Annotated in this window: 11 protein-coding genes; 3 read left to right on the top strand and 8 right to left on the bottom strand. The window is 69.8% G+C overall.

Annotation, left to right across the window (positions count from 1 at the left end; genetic code table 11):
* The first annotated feature begins 41 nt into the window (after nucleotides 1–41).
* Nucleotides 42–518, top strand: a complete 477-nt coding sequence (locus tag ACQP03_RS22160) for a hypothetical protein (protein ID WP_141714744.1) — start codon at nucleotides 42–44, stop codon at nucleotides 516–518.
* A 69-nt stretch (nucleotides 519–587) separates the two neighbouring features.
* Here the strand turns inward: ACQP03_RS22160 and ACQP03_RS22155 are convergent, their stop codons facing one another.
* From ACQP03_RS22155 to ACQP03_RS22125, 7 genes are read right to left on the bottom strand one after another with little or no spacing between them, the layout of a single operon-like run.
* Nucleotides 588–839: a phosphopantetheine-binding protein gene (locus ACQP03_RS22155; RefSeq protein WP_091606476.1), complete on the bottom strand. Its 252-nt coding sequence runs from the start codon at nucleotides 837–839 to the stop codon at nucleotides 588–590.
* A 1-nt stretch (nucleotide 840) separates the two neighbouring features.
* Nucleotides 841–1,722: a 3-hydroxyacyl-CoA dehydrogenase family protein gene (locus ACQP03_RS22150; protein ID WP_091606472.1), complete on the bottom strand. Its 882-nt coding sequence runs from the start codon at nucleotides 1,720–1,722 to the stop codon at nucleotides 841–843.
* Between the two features lie 27 nt (nucleotides 1,723–1,749).
* Complete coding sequence (locus tag ACQP03_RS22145) at nucleotides 1,750–2,949, bottom strand: hypothetical protein (protein WP_433458242.1); 1,200 nt, start codon at nucleotides 2,947–2,949, stop codon at nucleotides 1,750–1,752.
* A 40-nt stretch (nucleotides 2,950–2,989) separates the two neighbouring features.
* Nucleotides 2,990–4,144 carry an acyl-CoA dehydrogenase family protein gene (locus ACQP03_RS22140; RefSeq protein WP_357128461.1) on the bottom strand — a complete coding sequence of 385 codons (1,155 nt, stop codon included), beginning with the start codon at nucleotides 4,142–4,144 and terminating at the stop codon, nucleotides 2,990–2,992.
* The gene (locus ACQP03_RS22135; protein ID WP_357128464.1) at nucleotides 4,129–5,412 is read right to left on the bottom strand and encodes an acyltransferase domain-containing protein; all 1,284 of its coding nucleotides are present in this window, start codon (nucleotides 5,410–5,412) and stop codon (nucleotides 4,129–4,131) included. Before ACQP03_RS22135 ends, ACQP03_RS22140 begins: the two co-directional genes overlap by 16 nt.
* Nucleotides 5,413–5,441: 29 nt before the next feature.
* Entirely contained in the window at nucleotides 5,442–5,636 is a 195-nt protein-coding gene (locus tag ACQP03_RS22130; protein ID WP_091606459.1) for an MbtH family protein, read from the bottom strand.
* A 16-nt stretch (nucleotides 5,637–5,652) separates the two neighbouring features.
* Nucleotides 5,653–7,482, bottom strand: a complete 1,830-nt coding sequence (locus tag ACQP03_RS22125; protein WP_091606456.1) for a non-ribosomal peptide synthetase — start codon at nucleotides 7,480–7,482, stop codon at nucleotides 5,653–5,655.
* A gap of 128 nt (nucleotides 7,483–7,610) precedes the next feature.
* Here ACQP03_RS22125 and ACQP03_RS22120 point away from each other — a divergent pair, with 128 nt between their 5' ends.
* Nucleotides 7,611–15,257 (top strand): amino acid adenylation domain-containing protein, encoded by a 7,647-nt coding sequence (locus ACQP03_RS22120; protein ID WP_433458239.1) that lies wholly within the window; start codon nucleotides 7,611–7,613, stop codon nucleotides 15,255–15,257.
* A gap of 3 nt (nucleotides 15,258–15,260) precedes the next feature.
* Complete coding sequence (locus ACQP03_RS22115; protein WP_091606449.1) at nucleotides 15,261–16,031, top strand: thioesterase II family protein; 771 nt, start codon at nucleotides 15,261–15,263, stop codon at nucleotides 16,029–16,031.
* 39 nt (nucleotides 16,032–16,070) lie between these two features.
* On the opposite strand, the gene ACQP03_RS22110 is transcribed toward ACQP03_RS22115, so the two are convergent.
* Nucleotides 16,071–17,339 carry an MFS transporter gene (locus ACQP03_RS22110; RefSeq protein ID WP_176730629.1) on the bottom strand — a complete coding sequence of 423 codons (1,269 nt, stop codon included), beginning with the start codon at nucleotides 17,337–17,339 and terminating at the stop codon, nucleotides 16,071–16,073.
* Nucleotides 17,340–17,350 lie beyond the last annotated feature (11 nt).

The raw sequence follows: 17,350 nt of genomic DNA, 5'->3' as shown, positions 1-17,350 counted from the left end.
CACCGCGTCGGACCGCATCGCCGAGGGGGAGTGACCACCGTATGCGCTATCTGGAGCCGCCGGAGGTCGATCTATTCCTGCAGGATCTGCGGGACGGGCCGTCGCGGCGGTTCCGCCGGGTCGTCGTCCGCTATGCGTCCGACGGGATAAGTGTCGACAGTCTGGCGGCGGCCCAACAGCGATTGATCGACGACGTACCCGAACTGGCCGATCGGGTCCGTCGTGACCAGGGTGGCTGGCGCTACGAGCCGTGCCCCGTAGCGCCGGAGGTCTATGTGGAGACCCATCAGATCGACATCGAGGACGAGGCCGCCCGCACGCGGCTGAACCTCGAGCGTGACCGCCCGCTGGATCCGGTGATGGGCCCGCTCATCCGGATCAGTGTGCTGCGTTACCGCTCCGGTGACGCGCACCTGCTGCTGGCGCTGCACGAACTGGCCGCCCGGATGCGCTCGTCCAGGGCGGTGATGCGGTCGTTACTGGCAGTCGCCACCCCGGTTTCCCCGCCGGCTGGGTGACCTCACCGCCACAGACCAACTGGCCGGCTGCCCACGGGCAGCCGGCCAGTTCGTCGTGCGGGACGAGGGCTACAGCGGGGCGACCAGCCGATCACCGGCGTGGTCGACCACGAACTGGTCGATCGCGGCGATGGACCGGAAGTTGCGGATGTCGAGGTCGTCCCCGGCCACCGTGATGCCGAACGTCTGCTCCACGAACATGATGACCTGCACGGCGAAGAGGGAGTTCACGTAACCGTTGGCGAAGATGTCCTCGTCGTCGGCGATGCCGTCGGCCTGCCGCCGGACGAACGCACGGATCGTGTCCAGGTGGTTCTGCATGTCAGTTCCTTTCCGGAACGGTTGTGGGGTCCGTGGTGCGGTAGTCGAAGAGGCCCTGCCCGGTCTTGCGGCCCAGGTGACCGGCGTCGACGAGCTTCCGCAGCAGCAGGCTCGGGCGGTACTTGGGTTCGTTGAAGTTCTCCAGGAGGACGTCGAGCGAATAGAGCACGGTGTCCAGGCCGATGAGGTCGGCGGTGGCCAGTGGTCCCATGCGGTGCCCGAAGCACTGGACGAAGAGCCGGTCGATCTCGGCCGCCGGTGCCACGCCCTCCTGCAACAGGCAGATGGCCTCGTTGACCATCAGCATCATGGCGCGATTCGTGACGAAGCCGGGCGAGTCCTCGACCACCGCAGTGTCCTTGCCGAGCCGGGAGATCAGGTCACGGGTGAAGGCGATGGTCTCGGGCGAGGTGTGGAAACCGCGGATGACCTCGACCAGCGGCTTGAGCGGCACCGGATTCATGAAGTGGGTGCCGACGACCCGGTCGGCCCGCTCGGTCAGCCCGGCGATGCGGGTGATCGGGATCGCGGACGTGTTGACCCCGAAGACCGCGGCGGGCTTGCACATCTCGTCCAGCTCTCGGTACACCCGCTGCTTGAGCGAAAAGTTCTCGGTGATGTTCTCGACCACGAAGTCGGCGTCGGCCACGTCAGCGAGCTCGGTGCTGAACGTGATCGCCGCCAGCGTTGCGCCCGGTGTGCTCTCCGGCGTACCACCGACCATGCCGAAGAGCCGCACGTTACGCGCTATCTCTTCGGCCGCTCGGTCGAGAGCGGGTTTGCCGATGTCCACCAGGGTCACGTGGTGGCCGCCGGCGGCGAAGGCGTGCGAGACGCCGATCCCCATGGTTCCCGCCCCGATGACGGCGATGTTCTCTCGCACGGGTAATCCCCTGTCAGTTGTCATGACTTATCGGCCGTCAGGCGCGGCGAGCAACTCGGCGACCCGGGCGGGCCAGCCGGCCGGGTCGAGTCCGTGCTGGCACACGACGGCATAGGCCAGCCGCTCCAGGCCGAATCCGGCACACGCGGAGTGCGCGACCTCCCCGTCGGACATGTGGATGCCGAAGGCCGATCCGAAGGTGCGCTCGTGGAGGTTGAACGACCCGACCGCGATGTCCCGGCTGCCGCCGACGTCGAGCCGCAGCTCGTACTTGAGCTCGAGCAGACGCTGCGAGGTGGCGCGGGCGGCCACGTCGAGATCGCCGAAGAACGGATCGCTCGCCACCTCGCACCGGCCGCTGAGGCCGAGATCCTCGGTGAGACCCAGAATGCGGTCGAGGAGGCGCTGCCGGCCGGCTGTCACATGGTCGCGGTCGCCCAGGAAGACGATCTCCCGGATGGTGAAGTCCCAGAGCCGCTCCAGACCGCTGTGGTACTTCTCCTCGTGGCGGAACGACTTGCCGCGGGCGGTCACCACGCCGGCGTCCTCCGGCAGCGTTCCGTCGGCGTGCTGGTGGAAGGTGTGATAGCACATGGTCGGAGGGAGGCAGTAGTCCACGCCGGTGCACCGGTCGAGCACATCGGGCACCATCGCTCCGCCGGTGCTGGTGTCCGTCACGAAGTCGCGGTAGACGTCTCGATCGCTGTGCAGGCGGCTGACGAACATCAGGTACTGCGGGAAGGACGTCAGGTAGCCGCAGCGGTGCATCACGGATGCCGGGATCAGCGTCGGGTAACGCTGTTCGCGCGCGCGGAACTCGTCCACGACGATGTCGCGAATCGTGTCGTCGAGGGCGTCCATCAGGTGCAGCATCTGTGGGCCCAGCGCCACCTGGCCCTGGCCGGAAGGCGACGCCTCCCCGTCGGCCATGAGCCGGTCGAAGGTCCCGTCCGGGACGGGACGCTCGGCCGGGGAGGACCAGATGACCTTCGGTGGACGGGTCAGCTGGCTCAGGACATCGTCGTTCAGTACAGCGTTGACCTTGCGCCGGACCTGGTCGACGTCTCCCTGGTCGGCCACTGTCAGGTCGACGGCGGTGACCTCATCGCCGTTCCGGACGAAGCGGAAGTTGAGGATGTCAGCGGTGGCGAAGAAGATCCGGCGGCCGAACTCCTCGGCGGAAACAGACGACAGCGGCTGTTCCATGGCGATGGTGAGGGTGGTCAAGAGATGCCTCCTCGGGCATGACAGGTCGCGAGCCGGCTGTTCATGCGGGCAGGCCGATCAGCGAAGCGATGATGTTGCGCTGGATCTCCGAGGTGCCGCCGTAGACCGTGCCGGCCAGCGCGTCGCGTACTTCACGTTCGATCGGCTGGTCCTCGACATAGCCTCGGGCGCCATGGATCTGCAGGGCTGCCAGAGCGGAATCGACGAGACCTTCGCTGGCGTACAGCTTGAGCATCGCCGCCTCCAGCATCGCCATCCGGCCCTCCCGCTTGAGCCAGCCGACCTTGTACAGCAGCAGGCGGGCCAGCTCCAGACGGACTCGCATGTCAGCGATGGGATGTGAGACGCCCTGGAAAGCGGCGATCGGTCGGCCGAACTGCCGGCGCGCACTGGCATGCGCCACGGACCGCTCCATGACCCGCTGGAGGGCGCCGACCTGGGCGGCGAACATGAAGCCGCGCTCGTACTCCATCGCCGACGTGAAGAGCCGGTATCCGCCACCGGCAGCGCCGAGCAGGTAGTCCTCCGGGATCACGCAATCCTCGAACCTGACCTCGCCCATCGGGGTCCCGCGCAGACCGGCCTTACCGATCTCGCGGACGACCCGGACGCCCGGCGTCGACGCCGGGACGATGAAGGCCGACAGCCGCCCCTGCGGCGCCGCATCGGGTTCGGTAACGGCGAAGACCACGAACAGATCGGCCACCGGTGCGTTGCTGATGAAACACTTGGTTCCGGTGAGGAGGTACTGACCGTTCTCCTCGACGGCCCTGGTGGTCACCGACAGGGCGTCAGAGCCCACGTCCGGCTCGGTGAGCGCGTGTGCGCCGATCGTCGAGCCGTCGATCAGGCCCGGCAGGAACTGCTTGCGCTGCTGCGGGGTGCCGTGCTCAGCGATGTACACGGCGCAGGCCCAGACGTGGTTGTTGATCGCGAAGACCAGACCATTGTCGGCGCATCCGTAGGCGAGCGCCTCGAAGGCGACGACGCAGCTGAGTGGATCCAGTCCGGCGCCTCCGTACTCGGCCGGGAAGGGCCAGCCCAACACCCCGAACCGGGCACACTCGTCCCACCCCGCACGGTCGAACCGTGCCTCGCGGTCGTTCGCACCGGCCTGCTCGCCCAGGCTTGCCTGCGCGAATTCGATGATCTCGGTGCGCAGCCGGCGTTGGTCCTCGTTCAGCGCGAAGTCCATGATTTTCCCCTCTCGGCGTCCGCCGGCCCGGATCCGGCCGCGGTGGGTTCCCAGGCGCCGTTCGCCCAGGCGTGTGCCAGCACCCGGGCCATCGCGGCCACCTCGCCATGGTCGTTGCCGCGGCTGGTCAGGGTGGCGACGACCGGTGGTGTCCCCGGGCCGCGGGGACGCGCGGGGTGCTGGTTGGCGAGCGAGGTGAGCATCTGCCCGGCACCGACCTCGACCGCCAGCACGCGCGGCATCCCCCACATGCGCGCCAGGTTGCCGGCGAACTGGACCGGCTGGCAGAGGTGCCGGGCCCAGTAGCCGGGCGAGCAGGCTTCCTCGTCGGTCAGCCAGTCACCGGTGACGTTGGAGAGCACCGGGATGCTCGGCGGCGTGAGGGGAATGTTCTCCAGCAGACGCTCCAGCGGCCGGGCGACCGGATCCATCAGCGGGGAGTGGAAGGCGTGCCGGGCCGGCGCCGGAAGAGTGGCGACACCCGCAGAGGTCAGCCGTTCCGCCAGCCGGGCGACGGCCGAGGGCGTCCCTGACACCTGACACAGCCCGGCGCCGTTCACTGCGGCGAGCCACAGGTCGTCTCCGAGATGCTCGGCCAGGTCGCCCGGATCCAGCATCACGACCAGCATGGCGCCGGCCGGTACCTCCTCGATCAACGCCGCTCGGCGCGTGACCAGGGTCAGTGCGTCCCGGATGTCCAGCACTCCGGCCACGCAGGCCGCAACGTACTCCCCGATGCTGTATCCGACCAGCGCGGCGGGTCGGACGCCCCAATGCAGCAGGAGCCGCGCGAGGCAGTACTCCAGGGCGAAGACCAGCGGTTGCGCGAGGCTGGTCCGGCTGAGAGGACCGCCGGCATCCCGCTGGAGGAGCTCCCGCAGGGACCACCCGGTCGGGCCCGACTCGTCGGTGAGCAGCAGCTCGCGCAGATCCTGATCGAGAAGGGGGCGGAGCATCTCGCTGACCCGGTCGAGCTCGGCCCGATAAGCGGGTACGGCGTGATAAAGGTCGCGGCTGAGACCGGGACGCTGGTCGCCCACGCCGGGGAACATCAGCACCACCGAAGCAGGCGGGACGGGCCGGCCACGGGCGACGAGCCACGAATCCCCGCCGTCGAGCAGTTCGGTGCAATGTGCCGCATCGCGTCCGAGCGCCACGACACGATCCTCGTCCGGCACACCGGGTCGTCGCCGCAGGAGCCAGCCCTCGGCGGCCACGGTGCTGGGGCCCGTGGCTTCTGGCGATGGGATGTTCGTCGTGTCGGTCATTCGGGATTCCCCTTCGCGCGCCGGGTCGGTTATCCGTCCATGCTTCGGCGCAGCGACAGCGGGCGCATGTCCGACCACACCTCGTCGATGTGGCTGAGGCAGTCATCCTTGGTGCCGGTCGTGCCGTCGGGCTGCCAGCCGTCCGGAGGGGTCCGGTGCAGCGGCCAGATGGAGTACTGCTCCTCGTCGTTGATCACGACCTGGAACTGCTCCGTGGTGCTCATCTCGTTGTCCTTCCGGTCAGCTGCGCGCCATGCGCAGCACGTCCTCGTCACTCAGGGCGGCGACCTGGCGCTCGACCAGCTCCTCGATACGGGCGGCCACCGCCTCCACCGTCGGATGCTCGAAGAGCAGGTTCATCGGGATGTCGGTGCCGAAGGTGCGGATCATCTGGCTGGTGGTCCGGATGGCCAGCAGGGAGTGCCCGCCGAGAGCGAAGAAGTTGTCGGTGGCGCCTACCCGCGGGGCACCCAGCATGTCCTCCCAGATCCGGGCCACCACCTTTTCCGGTGGTGTCCGGGGGGCCACGTGCTCGTCCTGCTCGACCGCCGCAGGCGTCGGCAGTGCCTGCCGGTCGAGCTTGCCGCTGGGCAGTCGGGGTAGGTGGTCGAGCAGTTCGATGGCCGACGGCACGGCATATCCCGGAAGGGTCGCGGCGGCATGCTCGCGCAGCCGGGCGGCCGTCAGGCCAGGCTGGTCGACCACCAGGAACAACGCGATACGGGCGTCGCCGGACGGCCCGCGCCAGGTGGTCGCGGCGGCATCGGACACTCCGTCGCATCCCCGCATCACGGCCTCGATCTCGCCCAGCTCGATCCGTACCCCGCGGATCTTGACTTGCCGGTCCTGACGGTCGAGATAGTGGAGCCGGCCGGCACGGTCACGGCGGCCGCGGTCGCCGGTGCGGTACACCCGTTCGCCGGGCCGCCACGGATGAGGCAGGAAGGCTGCCGCCGTGCGCCCGGGCGCGTGGAGGTAACCGCGGGCCAGGCCGATTCCGCCGATGTAGAGGTCGCCCGCTTCGTCGTCCGGGACAGCCTGCATGCGGTCGTCGAGGACCAGGACCTCGTTGCGGTCGATCGGACGGCCGATGCTGACCGAGGCGACCGGCCCGGAGCGGTCCTCAGGCGTGCAGGTATGACAGGTCGAGTCGATCGAGACCTCGGTGGCGCCCCAGGTGTTGTCGAGGGTCACCGTGTCCCCGAAGCGGGCCAGGAACCGCTCGGCCAGCCGGGCGGGCAGCGCCTCGCCGCTGGACAGCACGCTGCGGAGTCGGTGCAACCGGTGGACATCGGCGTCGGTCAGCTCGTCGAGGACCAGCTCCAGCATCGACGGTACGAAGTTCAGGTGTACCGCCTCGTACCTGATCGCCGCGTCGATGATCGCGCGAGGGTCACGGTGCGCGCCCGGCGCCAGCATCGCGGTCCGGCCACCGGCGGCCAGTGGCCAGAACAGCTCCACCGCGGCGTCGTCGAAGGTCAACGTCGTCTTGTGCAGAACCGTCTCGGCGGGACTCAGCGGGTGGTGCCGCTGCATCCAGTCCATCCGGTTCGTCCAGCCCCGGTGCGTGCAGGCCACCCCCTTCGGGTGCCCCGTCGAGCCGGACGTGTAGTAGACGGCGCAGAGGCCGTCCGGGTGGACGTCCGGCAGTGCGGGTCCCGGGGTGGGCCCGGCGACGCTGAACGGCAGGACGACGGCGACCGACCGGAGCGCCTCGGCCGTGCTGGCGATCTCGCCGGGCCCGGCCAGACAGATCCGGGCCCGCGCGTCGGCGACCAGTTGCCGGGTCCTGGCCGGTGGGGTGCCGGGCTCGATCGGCAGGTAGGCCGCGCCGGCGCGGAGGATCCCGAGCAGCGCCGTCACCATGGCCGCCGACCGGTCCGGCACGATCGCCACCACGTCGTCCGTACGGGTTCCCCCGGCGACGAGGGCGCCGGCGATCCGATCCGCTCCCGAGACGAGGTCGCGGTAGGTGAGGGCGGTGTTCCCGTCGATCACGGCGATCGCATCCGGCGTCCGGTCACTCTGCGCCACGACGGCCGAGTGCAGGATGGCCCTTGGCTTGGTCATGCCGGCGACGTTGCCCGGTCGACCTATCGAGGCCCTGTTCGATCCCTGTCGGCGCCGGATGCCGCTCCGGTCCCGGGGGGATAGGGCGCCGATAGACCGTGGATAGCCGGCCTCGGGATGGTGCGGCCATGCGAGCGAACCCCCATGACACGGTCGACAGTCTGTTTCGAGCCCAGGTCGCGGCCACGCCGAAGGAACCGGCCATCACCGCGGACGGTGTGACGTTGTCGTACACGGACCTCGACGCACGGGCTTCGGCGGTCGCCGCGGCCCTGCGCCGGCGGGGGTTCGGGCCGGAGACCCCGATCGGTCTGTGCGCCGAGCGGAGTGTGGCGATGATGGCCGGCCTGCTGGGCATCATCCGGGCCGGCTGCGCGTACGTGCCGCTGGACCCGGACTATCCGGTCGACCGGCTGGCGTTCATGCTGACCGACACCGCGGCGCCGGTGGTCCTCACCCACGACGGTCTGATGAACGGTAACGGCGCCGGCGTACCGGTGCTCGACATCGACTCGCTTCCGCCGGGCGAGGCACCCCCGTCGCCCGCCGATCCGGACAACTTGGTCTACGTCATCTACACCTCGGGATCGACCGGCCGCCCGAAAGGGGTGCTGGTCCCCCACCGCGGGGTCGTCAACCGGCTGTTGTGGCACCAGCGCGTGCGACCCATCGGCCCCGGCACCACGATCCTGCAGAAGACACCGATCAGCTTCGACGTGTCCGCCTGGGAGTTGTTCTGGCCGCTGGTGAGCGGTGCCCGGTTGGTCCTTGCCCGGCCCGGCGGACACCGCGATCCGGCCTATCTGGCGCAGATCATCGCAGCCGAGAGAGTGGACATCGTCCATTTCGTACCGTCCATGCTCGCCCAGTTCGTCACCGAGCCCGCCGTGGCGAATCTCGACTGCGTCAGCGATGTCTTCTGCACCGGCGAGGCACTGCCGCCCGATCTGGCCGACCGGGCCGCCAAGCTGATGTCGGCGCAGGTGCACAACATGTACGGGCCGACCGAGACCTCGATCGAGGTGTCGGCGCACACCTGGCAGCCGGGCAGTGACGGGACGAGCGTTCCGATCGGTGACCCGATCGACAACGTGACCTGGTACGTGCTGGACGACAACTTCGAACCGGTGCCGGCCGGTACAGAGGGTGAGCTGTACATCGGCGGCGTCGCCGTCACCCGCGGGTATCACCGCCGGGCCGACCTGACCGCCGACCGGTTCCTGCCCGACCCGTTCGCGGGCGGCGGGCACCGGATGTACTGCACCGGTGACGTGGTCCGCGCGCTGCCGGGCGGGCAGTTGGACTATCTGGGTCGCGTCGATCACCAGGTGAAGATCAATGGAAACCGGATCGAGCTGGGGGAGATCTCCGCCGTACTGCGCGGTCACCCTGCGGTGGCCGATGCCGTCGTGGTGACGCACAGCGAGAACCAGCACACCCGCCTGGTGGCCTACGTCGTCGGTACGGGTGACCGTCCCCTGCCCGGTCGCGACGAGCTGGAGTCGTGGTTGTCCCGCGACCTCCCGGCCTACATGCTGCCGGCGATGTACCTGCCGCTGGCGCACATTCCGTTGACCACCAGCGGCAAGGTCGATCGGGCGGCCCTGCCCGTACCCATGCTGACCCGCGCCGACCTGCGATCGCCGTACTCACCCCCGGAGAACCCGACGCAGCGGACCCTGACCGCGGTCTGGAGCGAGGTGCTCGGCCTGGCCGAGCTCGGCATCGACGACGACTTCTTCGCACTGGGTGGCGACTCGATCTCCGCGCTGCAGATCATCGTCCGCACCCGGGATGCCGGGCTGCAGACGACTGCCGCGCAGATCCTCGGTCTGCGGACCGTCCGCCGGCTTGCCGACGAGGTCGTTCCGACCACGGGTGCCCCGGCGGTCGCCGGTCACGTCGAGGACCCGGCGCTGGCCGAGCTACGCAACCGCGCCGACATCGCCGACGCGTACCCGCTCACCTCGATGCAGGCCGGCATGCTCTTCCACAGCGAGCTGTCCGAGGACAGCGGGGACTATCACCAGCAGACGGTGATCGACGCCGTTGCGCCCGTCGACGACGAGGCGCTGACCGCGGCCCTCCAGGACCTGGTCGACACGCACCCGGTGCTGCGGAGCCGGGTCCAGCTCGAGGGGGTCGCCGACCCGACCCAGGTGGTGCTGCGGCGGTTCGCGCTTCCGGTCCGGAAGATCGACTGGCGAGACCGCCCGGACGCCGAACGCCCGGCTCTCTTCGCCGCGTTCCTCCGGGAGGACCGGTTAGCGTCGTTCGATCTCGTCTCGGCGCCACCTGTGCGCGCCACTCTCATCGACTTCGGAGCCCACACCCGGCTGGTCCTCAGCCACCATCACCTGATCCTGGACGCCTGGAGCCTCGCCACGCTGACCGAGCAACTCGGCGTCGCATACGCTGCTCGGCGTGCCGGGCGCCGCGCGGAGATCCACGGCGTGCCGTACCGGCGTCTCACCGACTGGCTCCGCGCTCAGGATCGCGGACCCACCGAGGACTTCTGGCGCGCGTACCTGGCCGGCCTGACCGAGCCGACGGCCTGGGAGGTGCACGGTTCGGGCCACGACACCGCCACGGACGGGACGATCGGCGAGGTCACCATGGACGTCGACGGCCCGCTGCTGGCCCGACTGCGTGCGGCCTCCCGGAACGCGGGGTTGACCGCCAGCACGCTGGCGCACGGGTTCTGGGCGCTGCTGCTGGTGGTCTACAGCGGACAGGACGAGGTGGTGTTCGGGTCGACGGTGGCGGGGCGACCGGCCGACCTGCCCGCGGTGGAGGACATGGTCGGCCTGTTCATCAACACCATTCCGGTACGTGCCTGCTACCACGGGAGCGACACCCTGGCCGGCTGGCTGAACGACCTGCAGACCGACCTGGTGCGGATGCGCGATCACGCGCACGCGGCGCTGCCGGACATCCAGGCGGTGAGCGACATGCCGAGGGGCACGCCGTTGTTCGACACCATCGTCATCGCCCAGAACCAGCCGGGCACCGGTCCGGCCGCGCACGCTGCGGGTCTGCGCCTGGCCGAGACGTACGAGCGCACCGGCTATCCGCTGATCCTGATGGTGGAGGAGCAGCCGGACCGGATCCGCTTCCTCCTTCGCCACCAGTTGCGCGCCGTGCAGCCCGAGACCGCGCGACGCATCGCCGACCACCTGCGTACGGTGGCCGAAGCGTTCGCCGAGGAACCCGGCCGGCTGCTCCGCGACACCTCCGTGCTGAGCCGGGCCGAACACGACCGTCTGCTGAGCATCAACGACACCGTGGTGCCCGGCCCCGACGATGCCACCATCCATGGCCTGTTCGAGGAACAGGTCCGCCGCACGCCGAACGCCGCTGCGCTGCTCTGGGGCGAGCAGACGATGACGTACCGGGAGCTGAACGCCAGGGCGAACCGGCTGGCCCGTCACCTGAAGGGCATCGGTGTCGGTCCGGAGAGCCTGGTCGGCGTGATCGTCGAGCGCAGCCCCGAGCTGCTGGTCACCCTGCTCGCGGTGCTGAAGGCGCAAGCCGCGTACGTGCCCCTGGCGCCGGACAACCCGGCCGCGCGGGTCCGCACCATCATGGCCGACGCCGGGCTGTCCCATGTGGTGTCCCAGGACCAGTACCAGACCTTGCTGACCGACCCACCTGGACAGGTATGCCTGCTCGACCGCGACGCCGAGCTGATAGCTGAGCAGGACGACACCGACCCGCCCGGGGCCCGGCACGCCGACCAGCTCGCCTACGTCATCTACACCTCGGGCTCGACGGGACGACCCAAGGGGGTGGCCTGCCACCATCGCGGCCTCGTCAACTACTTGCGGTTCTGCGCCGATCGGTACACGGGCGGGCGCGACGGCGGCACGGCTCTCTTCTCATCCGTCGGATTCGACATGATCGTGCCGAACCTCTACACCCCACTGCTGCTCGGCCGACCGGTCCGCCTGCTGCCGGAAGGGCTCGACCCGGCGCAACTGGCCGCGGAACTGGTGCGCGGTGGCCCGTACAGCTTCCTCAAGATGACCCCGGGTCACCTGGAGCTGCTCACCCAGCAACTCACCGCCGCGGAGGCGGCTGGACTGGCGGGGGTGCTCGCCGTCGGTGCGGACGCGTTTCCGTCTTCCGCGTTGCGCCGCTGGCGGAGCCTCGCTCCGGACAGTGACATCCTCAACGAGTACGGTCCGACCGAGGCGTCCGTGGCGAACTCGGTGTACACGCCGGTGGGTGATCCAGTCGATCGGGATCTGCTGCCGATCGGTAGTCCGATCCCGCACACGACGATGTACGTACTCGACCGAAATCTGGCCCCGGCGCCGGTCGGCGTGCCGGGGGAGATCTACATCGGCGGCGTCTGCCCGGCCCGGGGTTACCTGCACCAACCCGGCTTGACCGCGGAGCGTTTCCTGCCCGATCCCTACACCGGTCGCCCCGGCATGCGGATGTACCGCACCGGCGACCGGGGCTACCAGCTGCCCGACGGCAACGTGCAGTTCCAGCGCCGACTCGACGACCAGGTGAAGATCCGCGGGTACCGGGTCGAGACCGGCGAGATCGAACAGCATCTGGCCACCCATCCCGGCGTCGAGCGGGCGATCGTGTTGGCCCGGTCGGATCAGCAGAATCGCCGCCAGCTGGTCGCCTACGTCGTCGGTAGCGGTACCGGTACCGACGACGCAGGCGGCGTGCCCGGCGCGGGTGAACTGCGCGAGTTTCTCGGCCGGCTCCTGCCCGGCTACCTGATCCCTTCGCTGTTCGTGGCGATCGACGCGGTGCCGCTGGACGCCAACGGCAAGGTCGAGCGTCGGGCGTTGCCCGCCCCGGACCTCGTCGCGGAACCCGCCGACCGGGGATACGACGCCCCTCGCGACGAGGTGGAGGTGCGGGTCGCGGCCATCTGGGCCGCAGCACTGGGCCTCGATCGGGTCGGTGTCCACGACAACTACTTCGAACTCGGCGGCGACTCCATCCTGACGATCCAGATCATGGCCGCGGCCCGCGCGGAGGGCCTGGAGATCACGCCGAGGCTCATCTTCCGGTATCCGACGGTGGCCACCCTCGCGGCGCACACCGAGCCGGTGGCGACCGCCTCGGACGCGGCCGGGGCGGAGGCCGGCGACATCGGCGGCACCCTGCCACCGACGCCGATGCAAGCCTGGTTCCTGAATTGCGACCTGGCCGACGCACACCACTACAACCAGTCCGTCCTGCTGGAGACCGAGATCGAGGACCCGACGGTGATAGCCGAAGCGCTGCGCGCCGTCGTGAACAGGCACCCGGCGCTGCGGGCGCGCTTCACCCGGACCGATGCGGGCTGGCAGCAGCACATCGAGCCACCCGGGGATGCCGACCTGTTGATCCACGAGTCGATCGCCGACGACGAGGAACTCTCGGCCGTCGCGGACCGGGTGCAGGCAAGCCTCGATCTGACCCGCGGACCCTTGCTACGCGCAGCGCTCGTCACGCGCCGGGACCGGCCGGCCAACCTGATCGTCGTCGTCCATCACCTCGCGGTCGACACGGTGTCCTGGCGGTTCCTGGTCGAAGACCTGGCGGCGGCGTGTGACACCGACGGGCAGGACGCCGCCCTGCCGGCCACGGAGGTGCACCCCGGCGTGTGGGCCGCAGCGCTCAAGCGGCGCGCTGACGACCCGACGGTGCTGGCTCTGTGTGACCGGCTCACCGTGCCGACCGGGACCGCGCTGCCCGGCGACCCGGACGCGGGCTCCGACCTCGTCGGCGCCGCCAGCACCGTGCGCGCCGAGCTCGGCGTGAAGGACACCCGGCTGCTGCTGAGCGGCGCCCCCGCCGCCCGGCACGTGCAGGTCGAGGACGTGCTGCTGACCGCCCTCGCCCGGGCCCTGCGGGACTGGGCCGGTGGCTCGGTGCGGGTGGACGTCGAGCGGCACGGCCGCGACCATCCCCTGCCCGGCATCGACATCTCCCGTACGGTCGGCTGGTTCACCTCGGTGGTGCCGTTCGCACCGTCGATCGACGGCGATGACCTCGGCGCCGCACTCGACACCGTCAAGGAACATCTCCGCTCGATGCCCCACGGCGGCTTCGACCATGCCCTCCTGCGTCACCTCAGTACCAGCCCGCAGGCGGATCGGTTGCGCGCCGAGCAGGACGCCGAGGTGGTGTTCAACTATCACGGCCGGGTGACACCGCCGTCCGCCACCGGTCCGCTGCGCATGCTGGCACCGGTGTGCGGCGCCGACCGTGCACCCGGGCAGCGCCGTACCCATCCGATCGAGATCGAGGCCGAGATCCGCGAGGACCGGCTCCTGGTCGATTGGACCTACCCTCCGGAGCGGCTGGCGGAGTCGAGCGTGGTGACGGTGGCCGAGCGGTTCCTCGACCACGTCAACGAACTGGTGCGGTACTGCGTCGCACACCCCGGCGGGCACACTTCCTCCGACTTCCCGCTCGCCCGCCTGACCGACGACGAAGTCCGCCTCATCACCTCCGGGCCCGGAGTCGTCGAGGACGTCTATCCGCTCACCACCACCCAGGCCGGCATGCTGTTCCAGACTCTTCTGCGCCCGGACGAGGGCGTCTACATCGACCAGCAGAACCTCCGGCTGACCGGTGCGGTGGACCTGGCTCTGTTCGAGCGGGCCTGGCGCGAGGCCGCGGGCCGGCACGCAATCCTGCGGACCACCGTGGACTGGCAGAGCGGGCAGGAACCGGTTCAGGTCGTCTGGCGGGAACCGGAACTGTTCATCCGTACGGTGGACGATGCGGCCGGAGTCGCGGTCGCCGAGCGGAGTACGGGCATGACCCTCGACCGGGTGCTCTGGAAACTGGTGCTGAGCCGTTCGGAGGACGCCGTCACCGGCATCCTCACCTATCACCATCTGCTGCTCGACGGATGGAGTGTCGATCTGCTCCTGCGCGACGTGATGGCGGTCTACACGGCGTTGCTGGAGGGACGACCGGCCCGCCTGGAGCCCGCGACGGCCTTCCGGCAGTACGTCGGCTGGCTCGGGACGTTGGATGCCGTCGAATCGGGCCGGTACTGGGCCACCCAGCTGCACGACGTCACTGAGCCCACCCCGATGCCGGTTCCGGCACCGCAGGCGGAGCGCCGGGGGAGCGACTACGTGACGCTCAGCCTCACCGACGAGCAGACGCGGACCGTCCGGGCATACGCGCGCGGACACGGGCTCACCCTGGCCAGTGTGGCCACTGCCGCCTGGGCGACAGCGCTCGGTCACCTGACCGATCGCGACGACGTGCTCTTCGGCTGCACCGTCTCCGGGCGCACCGCCGCATTTCCGGGGGCCGACCGGGTCGTCGGGCCGATGCTCAACACGTTGCCCGTCCGGGTGCGCCTCGACGCCGGAATGGCGGTGCCCGCCTGGCTCGACGACGTCCAGGCGCAGATGGTGCGTATGCAGGAGCACGAGAACTCGCCCCTCAGCGAGGTCCAGGAGTGCACCGGGATCCCGCGCGGGGTGCCGCTGTTCCACAGCATCGTGGTGACCGAGACGCTGTCGCCGACGGTCTGCACCGGCCGGGCCACGCTCACCGTGGCCGGCGCAGTGGAGAGCACTGAGTATCCGCTGGTCGTCAACGTGGTTGACGCTGATCGGCTGCGGTTGGAGCTGCTCTACGACCGCCGCTGGTACGACGCCCCAGCCGCTGCGACCGTTGCGCACACCTTCCTCGAGGTGCTGCGCGCCCTGTGCGCCGGCGACGCCGAGACCCTCGGCGAGATCATGGTCGGGTCGATGCCCATGCCGATGTCCATCGCCAACGGGCAGGGGTGACCCATGGACACCGGTCTCCTGCCGTACCGCCGATCCACTGCGACGCCGCGGATCCGTCTCTACTGCCTGCCGTTCGCGGGCGGCAGCGCGGCGGCATATCTCGGCTGGGCCGATCGGCTGCCACCGGACGTCGAGCTGTGTCCGTTGCAGCTGCCCGGACGGGGCGCCCGGGCTGATGAGCCGCCGCGCACCCGGATCGCCGAGTTGAGCGCCGAGATCGCCCACGGCATAGCGGACGAACGGTACCGGCTGCCGTTCGTCCTGTTCGGGCACAGCATGGGCGGTCTGCTCGCGTACGAGACCGCCCAGATGTTGCGGGACAGGGGCGGTCCGGAGCCGCGGCGCCTGGTGGTCAGTAGCGCGCGCAGCCCGGACCGCTGGAACCGGCTCCGGACATCGTCCCACCTCGGCAGCGATGCCGCCTTGACCACGATGTTACGGGCGCAGGGCGGCACGCCGCCCGAGTTCTTCGATCACCCCGACCTGGTCGCCCGCGCCATTCCGATCCTGCGGGCGGACCTGGAGGCGTGCGAGCGCTACCGGTACGCCGAACGGCCCCCGCTCACCGTGCCGATCGATGTGCTGGGCGGGCGTGACGACCCCGAGGTCGACGAGGCTGACCTGCTCGGCTGGCGGAGGCACAGCACCGCGCCATCGTCGCTGCACGTGTTCGACGGGGGCCACTTCTACCAGGAGAGTTCGACGGACGCGATGTTCACCGTACTCACGGCCGTATTGTCCGGCATCTGCCTGCCTCGCCACTCCTCCTCGTGACCCGGCACCTCGCTGCCCCGCTGATCGGTCCTCGACCGGTCAGCGGGTCGTAGCGGGTTGCGGCGTCACCGGGCGGCGGTCGTTGCGCGCCGCGAGGTACAGCGGGGCGGCGACGGCCAGGATGATCGCACCGATCACCATCGCCGCGCTCAGGCTGATGGCGTCGGCCAGCGCGGTCAGCGTGACGAGTCCGAGTGCGGCGGCCGGCTGCGAGACCATCGAGTTCAGCGACAACACGGTGGCGCGCTCGTCGGTGCCGACCTGGCGGTGCAGCAGCGCGTTGTGCAGCGGGTTCGACGCGCCGTGCACGAGATAGCAGGCGAGGAACGCGGTGATGATGCCGGCGAGCCCGCCGAACAGTGCCATCGCGGCGACGGCGAGCCCCTGCAGGACCCGCATCAGGGCGGCGGCGAGCGGCGTGCCGACGCGTTCCGCAACCGGGATGATCAGAGCCGCGCCGGCTGCCGAGGCGATCCAGGCGAACGCTGTCAACGGCCCCATCAGCGAGGCGATCTGTTCCGTGTCTCCGGTTACCGCGGTCAGCCGGACCGCGGTAAGCGTCTCGAAGCTGACCATCCCGAATCCCCACAGGATCTCCACGGCGAGCAGGCAGATCAGCACACGGGAGCGGGTCATGAGCCGCGTTGCACTGGCGACCGTCCGTCCGAATCGGACCGACGGGCGGTCTCGTCCGGACCGTTCCGGCCGGTTCCGCGGCTCCTCGCGCAGCAGGACCGTCACGAACCCGAGCTCGATCACCCGCACCACGATCGCGATGACGACCGGCGTGACGATGCCGGGAACGCCGGGAATCGGCTGAACCGCAACGAGGAGGCCGCTCAGCAACGAGCCCGCGCCGATGGCGATGCTCATCACGGTGCCACCCAGACCGAGTCCGCGCTCGATGGAGGTGTCCGGGTCCCGGGCCAGGGTGCTGTCCACGAACCAGGCATCGAGCGGTCCGCTGTCGAGGGCCCGATAGACGCCCTGGATCAGGAAGTAGACGGCGAAGGCGGCAACCGACGACGCGAAGGCGAACAGCAGCAGGGAGCAGATGTTGACCGCGGAGGCGAAGAGCAGTACCGGTCGCCGACCGAACGTGTCGGCCGCGCCACCCGTCGGCACTTCGAGGCAGAGGATCGTCAGTCCCTGGATCGCCATGACCACGCCGAGTTGGCCGAGGCTGAGTCCACGCTGAAGCGGCAGGAGCACCAGCACCGGAATGATCAGGCCGCTGGGGAACCACCGAAGGGCGAGCAGGATCAGATAGTCGCGGCGGATCCTCGAGGCGTTGGTCGGCGGTGGCACAGCATTCCCTC

This window comes from Micromonospora sp. CA-248212, from assembly GCF_050948405.1.
GTDB lineage: Bacteria > Actinomycetota > Actinomycetes > Mycobacteriales > Micromonosporaceae > Micromonospora.
This window is presented reverse-complemented; position numbering and strand designations above follow the sequence as displayed.

What these genes read in the sequence shown, in the direction of transcription:
- ACQP03_RS22160 (WP_141714744.1), top strand. Translation starts at nt 42, where the DNA reads ATGCGCTATCTGGAGCCGCCGGAGGTCGATCTATTCCTGCAGGATCTG.
- ACQP03_RS22155 (WP_091606476.1), bottom strand. Translation starts at nt 839, where the DNA reads ATGCAGAACCACCTGGACACGATCCGTGCGTTCGTCCGGCGGCAGGCC.
- ACQP03_RS22140 (WP_357128461.1), bottom strand. Translation starts at nt 4,144, where the DNA reads ATGGACTTCGCGCTGAACGAGGACCAACGCCGGCTGCGCACCGAGATC.
- ACQP03_RS22135 (WP_357128464.1), bottom strand. Translation starts at nt 5,412, where the DNA reads ATGACCGACACGACGAACATCCCATCGCCAGAAGCCACGGGCCCCAGC.
- ACQP03_RS22130 (WP_091606459.1), bottom strand. Translation starts at nt 5,636, where the DNA reads ATGAGCACCACGGAGCAGTTCCAGGTCGTGATCAACGACGAGGAGCAG.
- ACQP03_RS22125 (WP_091606456.1), bottom strand. Translation starts at nt 7,482, where the DNA reads ATGACCAAGCCAAGGGCCATCCTGCACTCGGCCGTCGTGGCGCAGAGT.
- ACQP03_RS22120 (WP_433458239.1), top strand. Translation starts at nt 7,611, where the DNA reads ATGCGAGCGAACCCCCATGACACGGTCGACAGTCTGTTTCGAGCCCAG.
- ACQP03_RS22115 (WP_091606449.1), top strand. Translation starts at nt 15,261, where the DNA reads ATGGACACCGGTCTCCTGCCGTACCGCCGATCCACTGCGACGCCGCGG.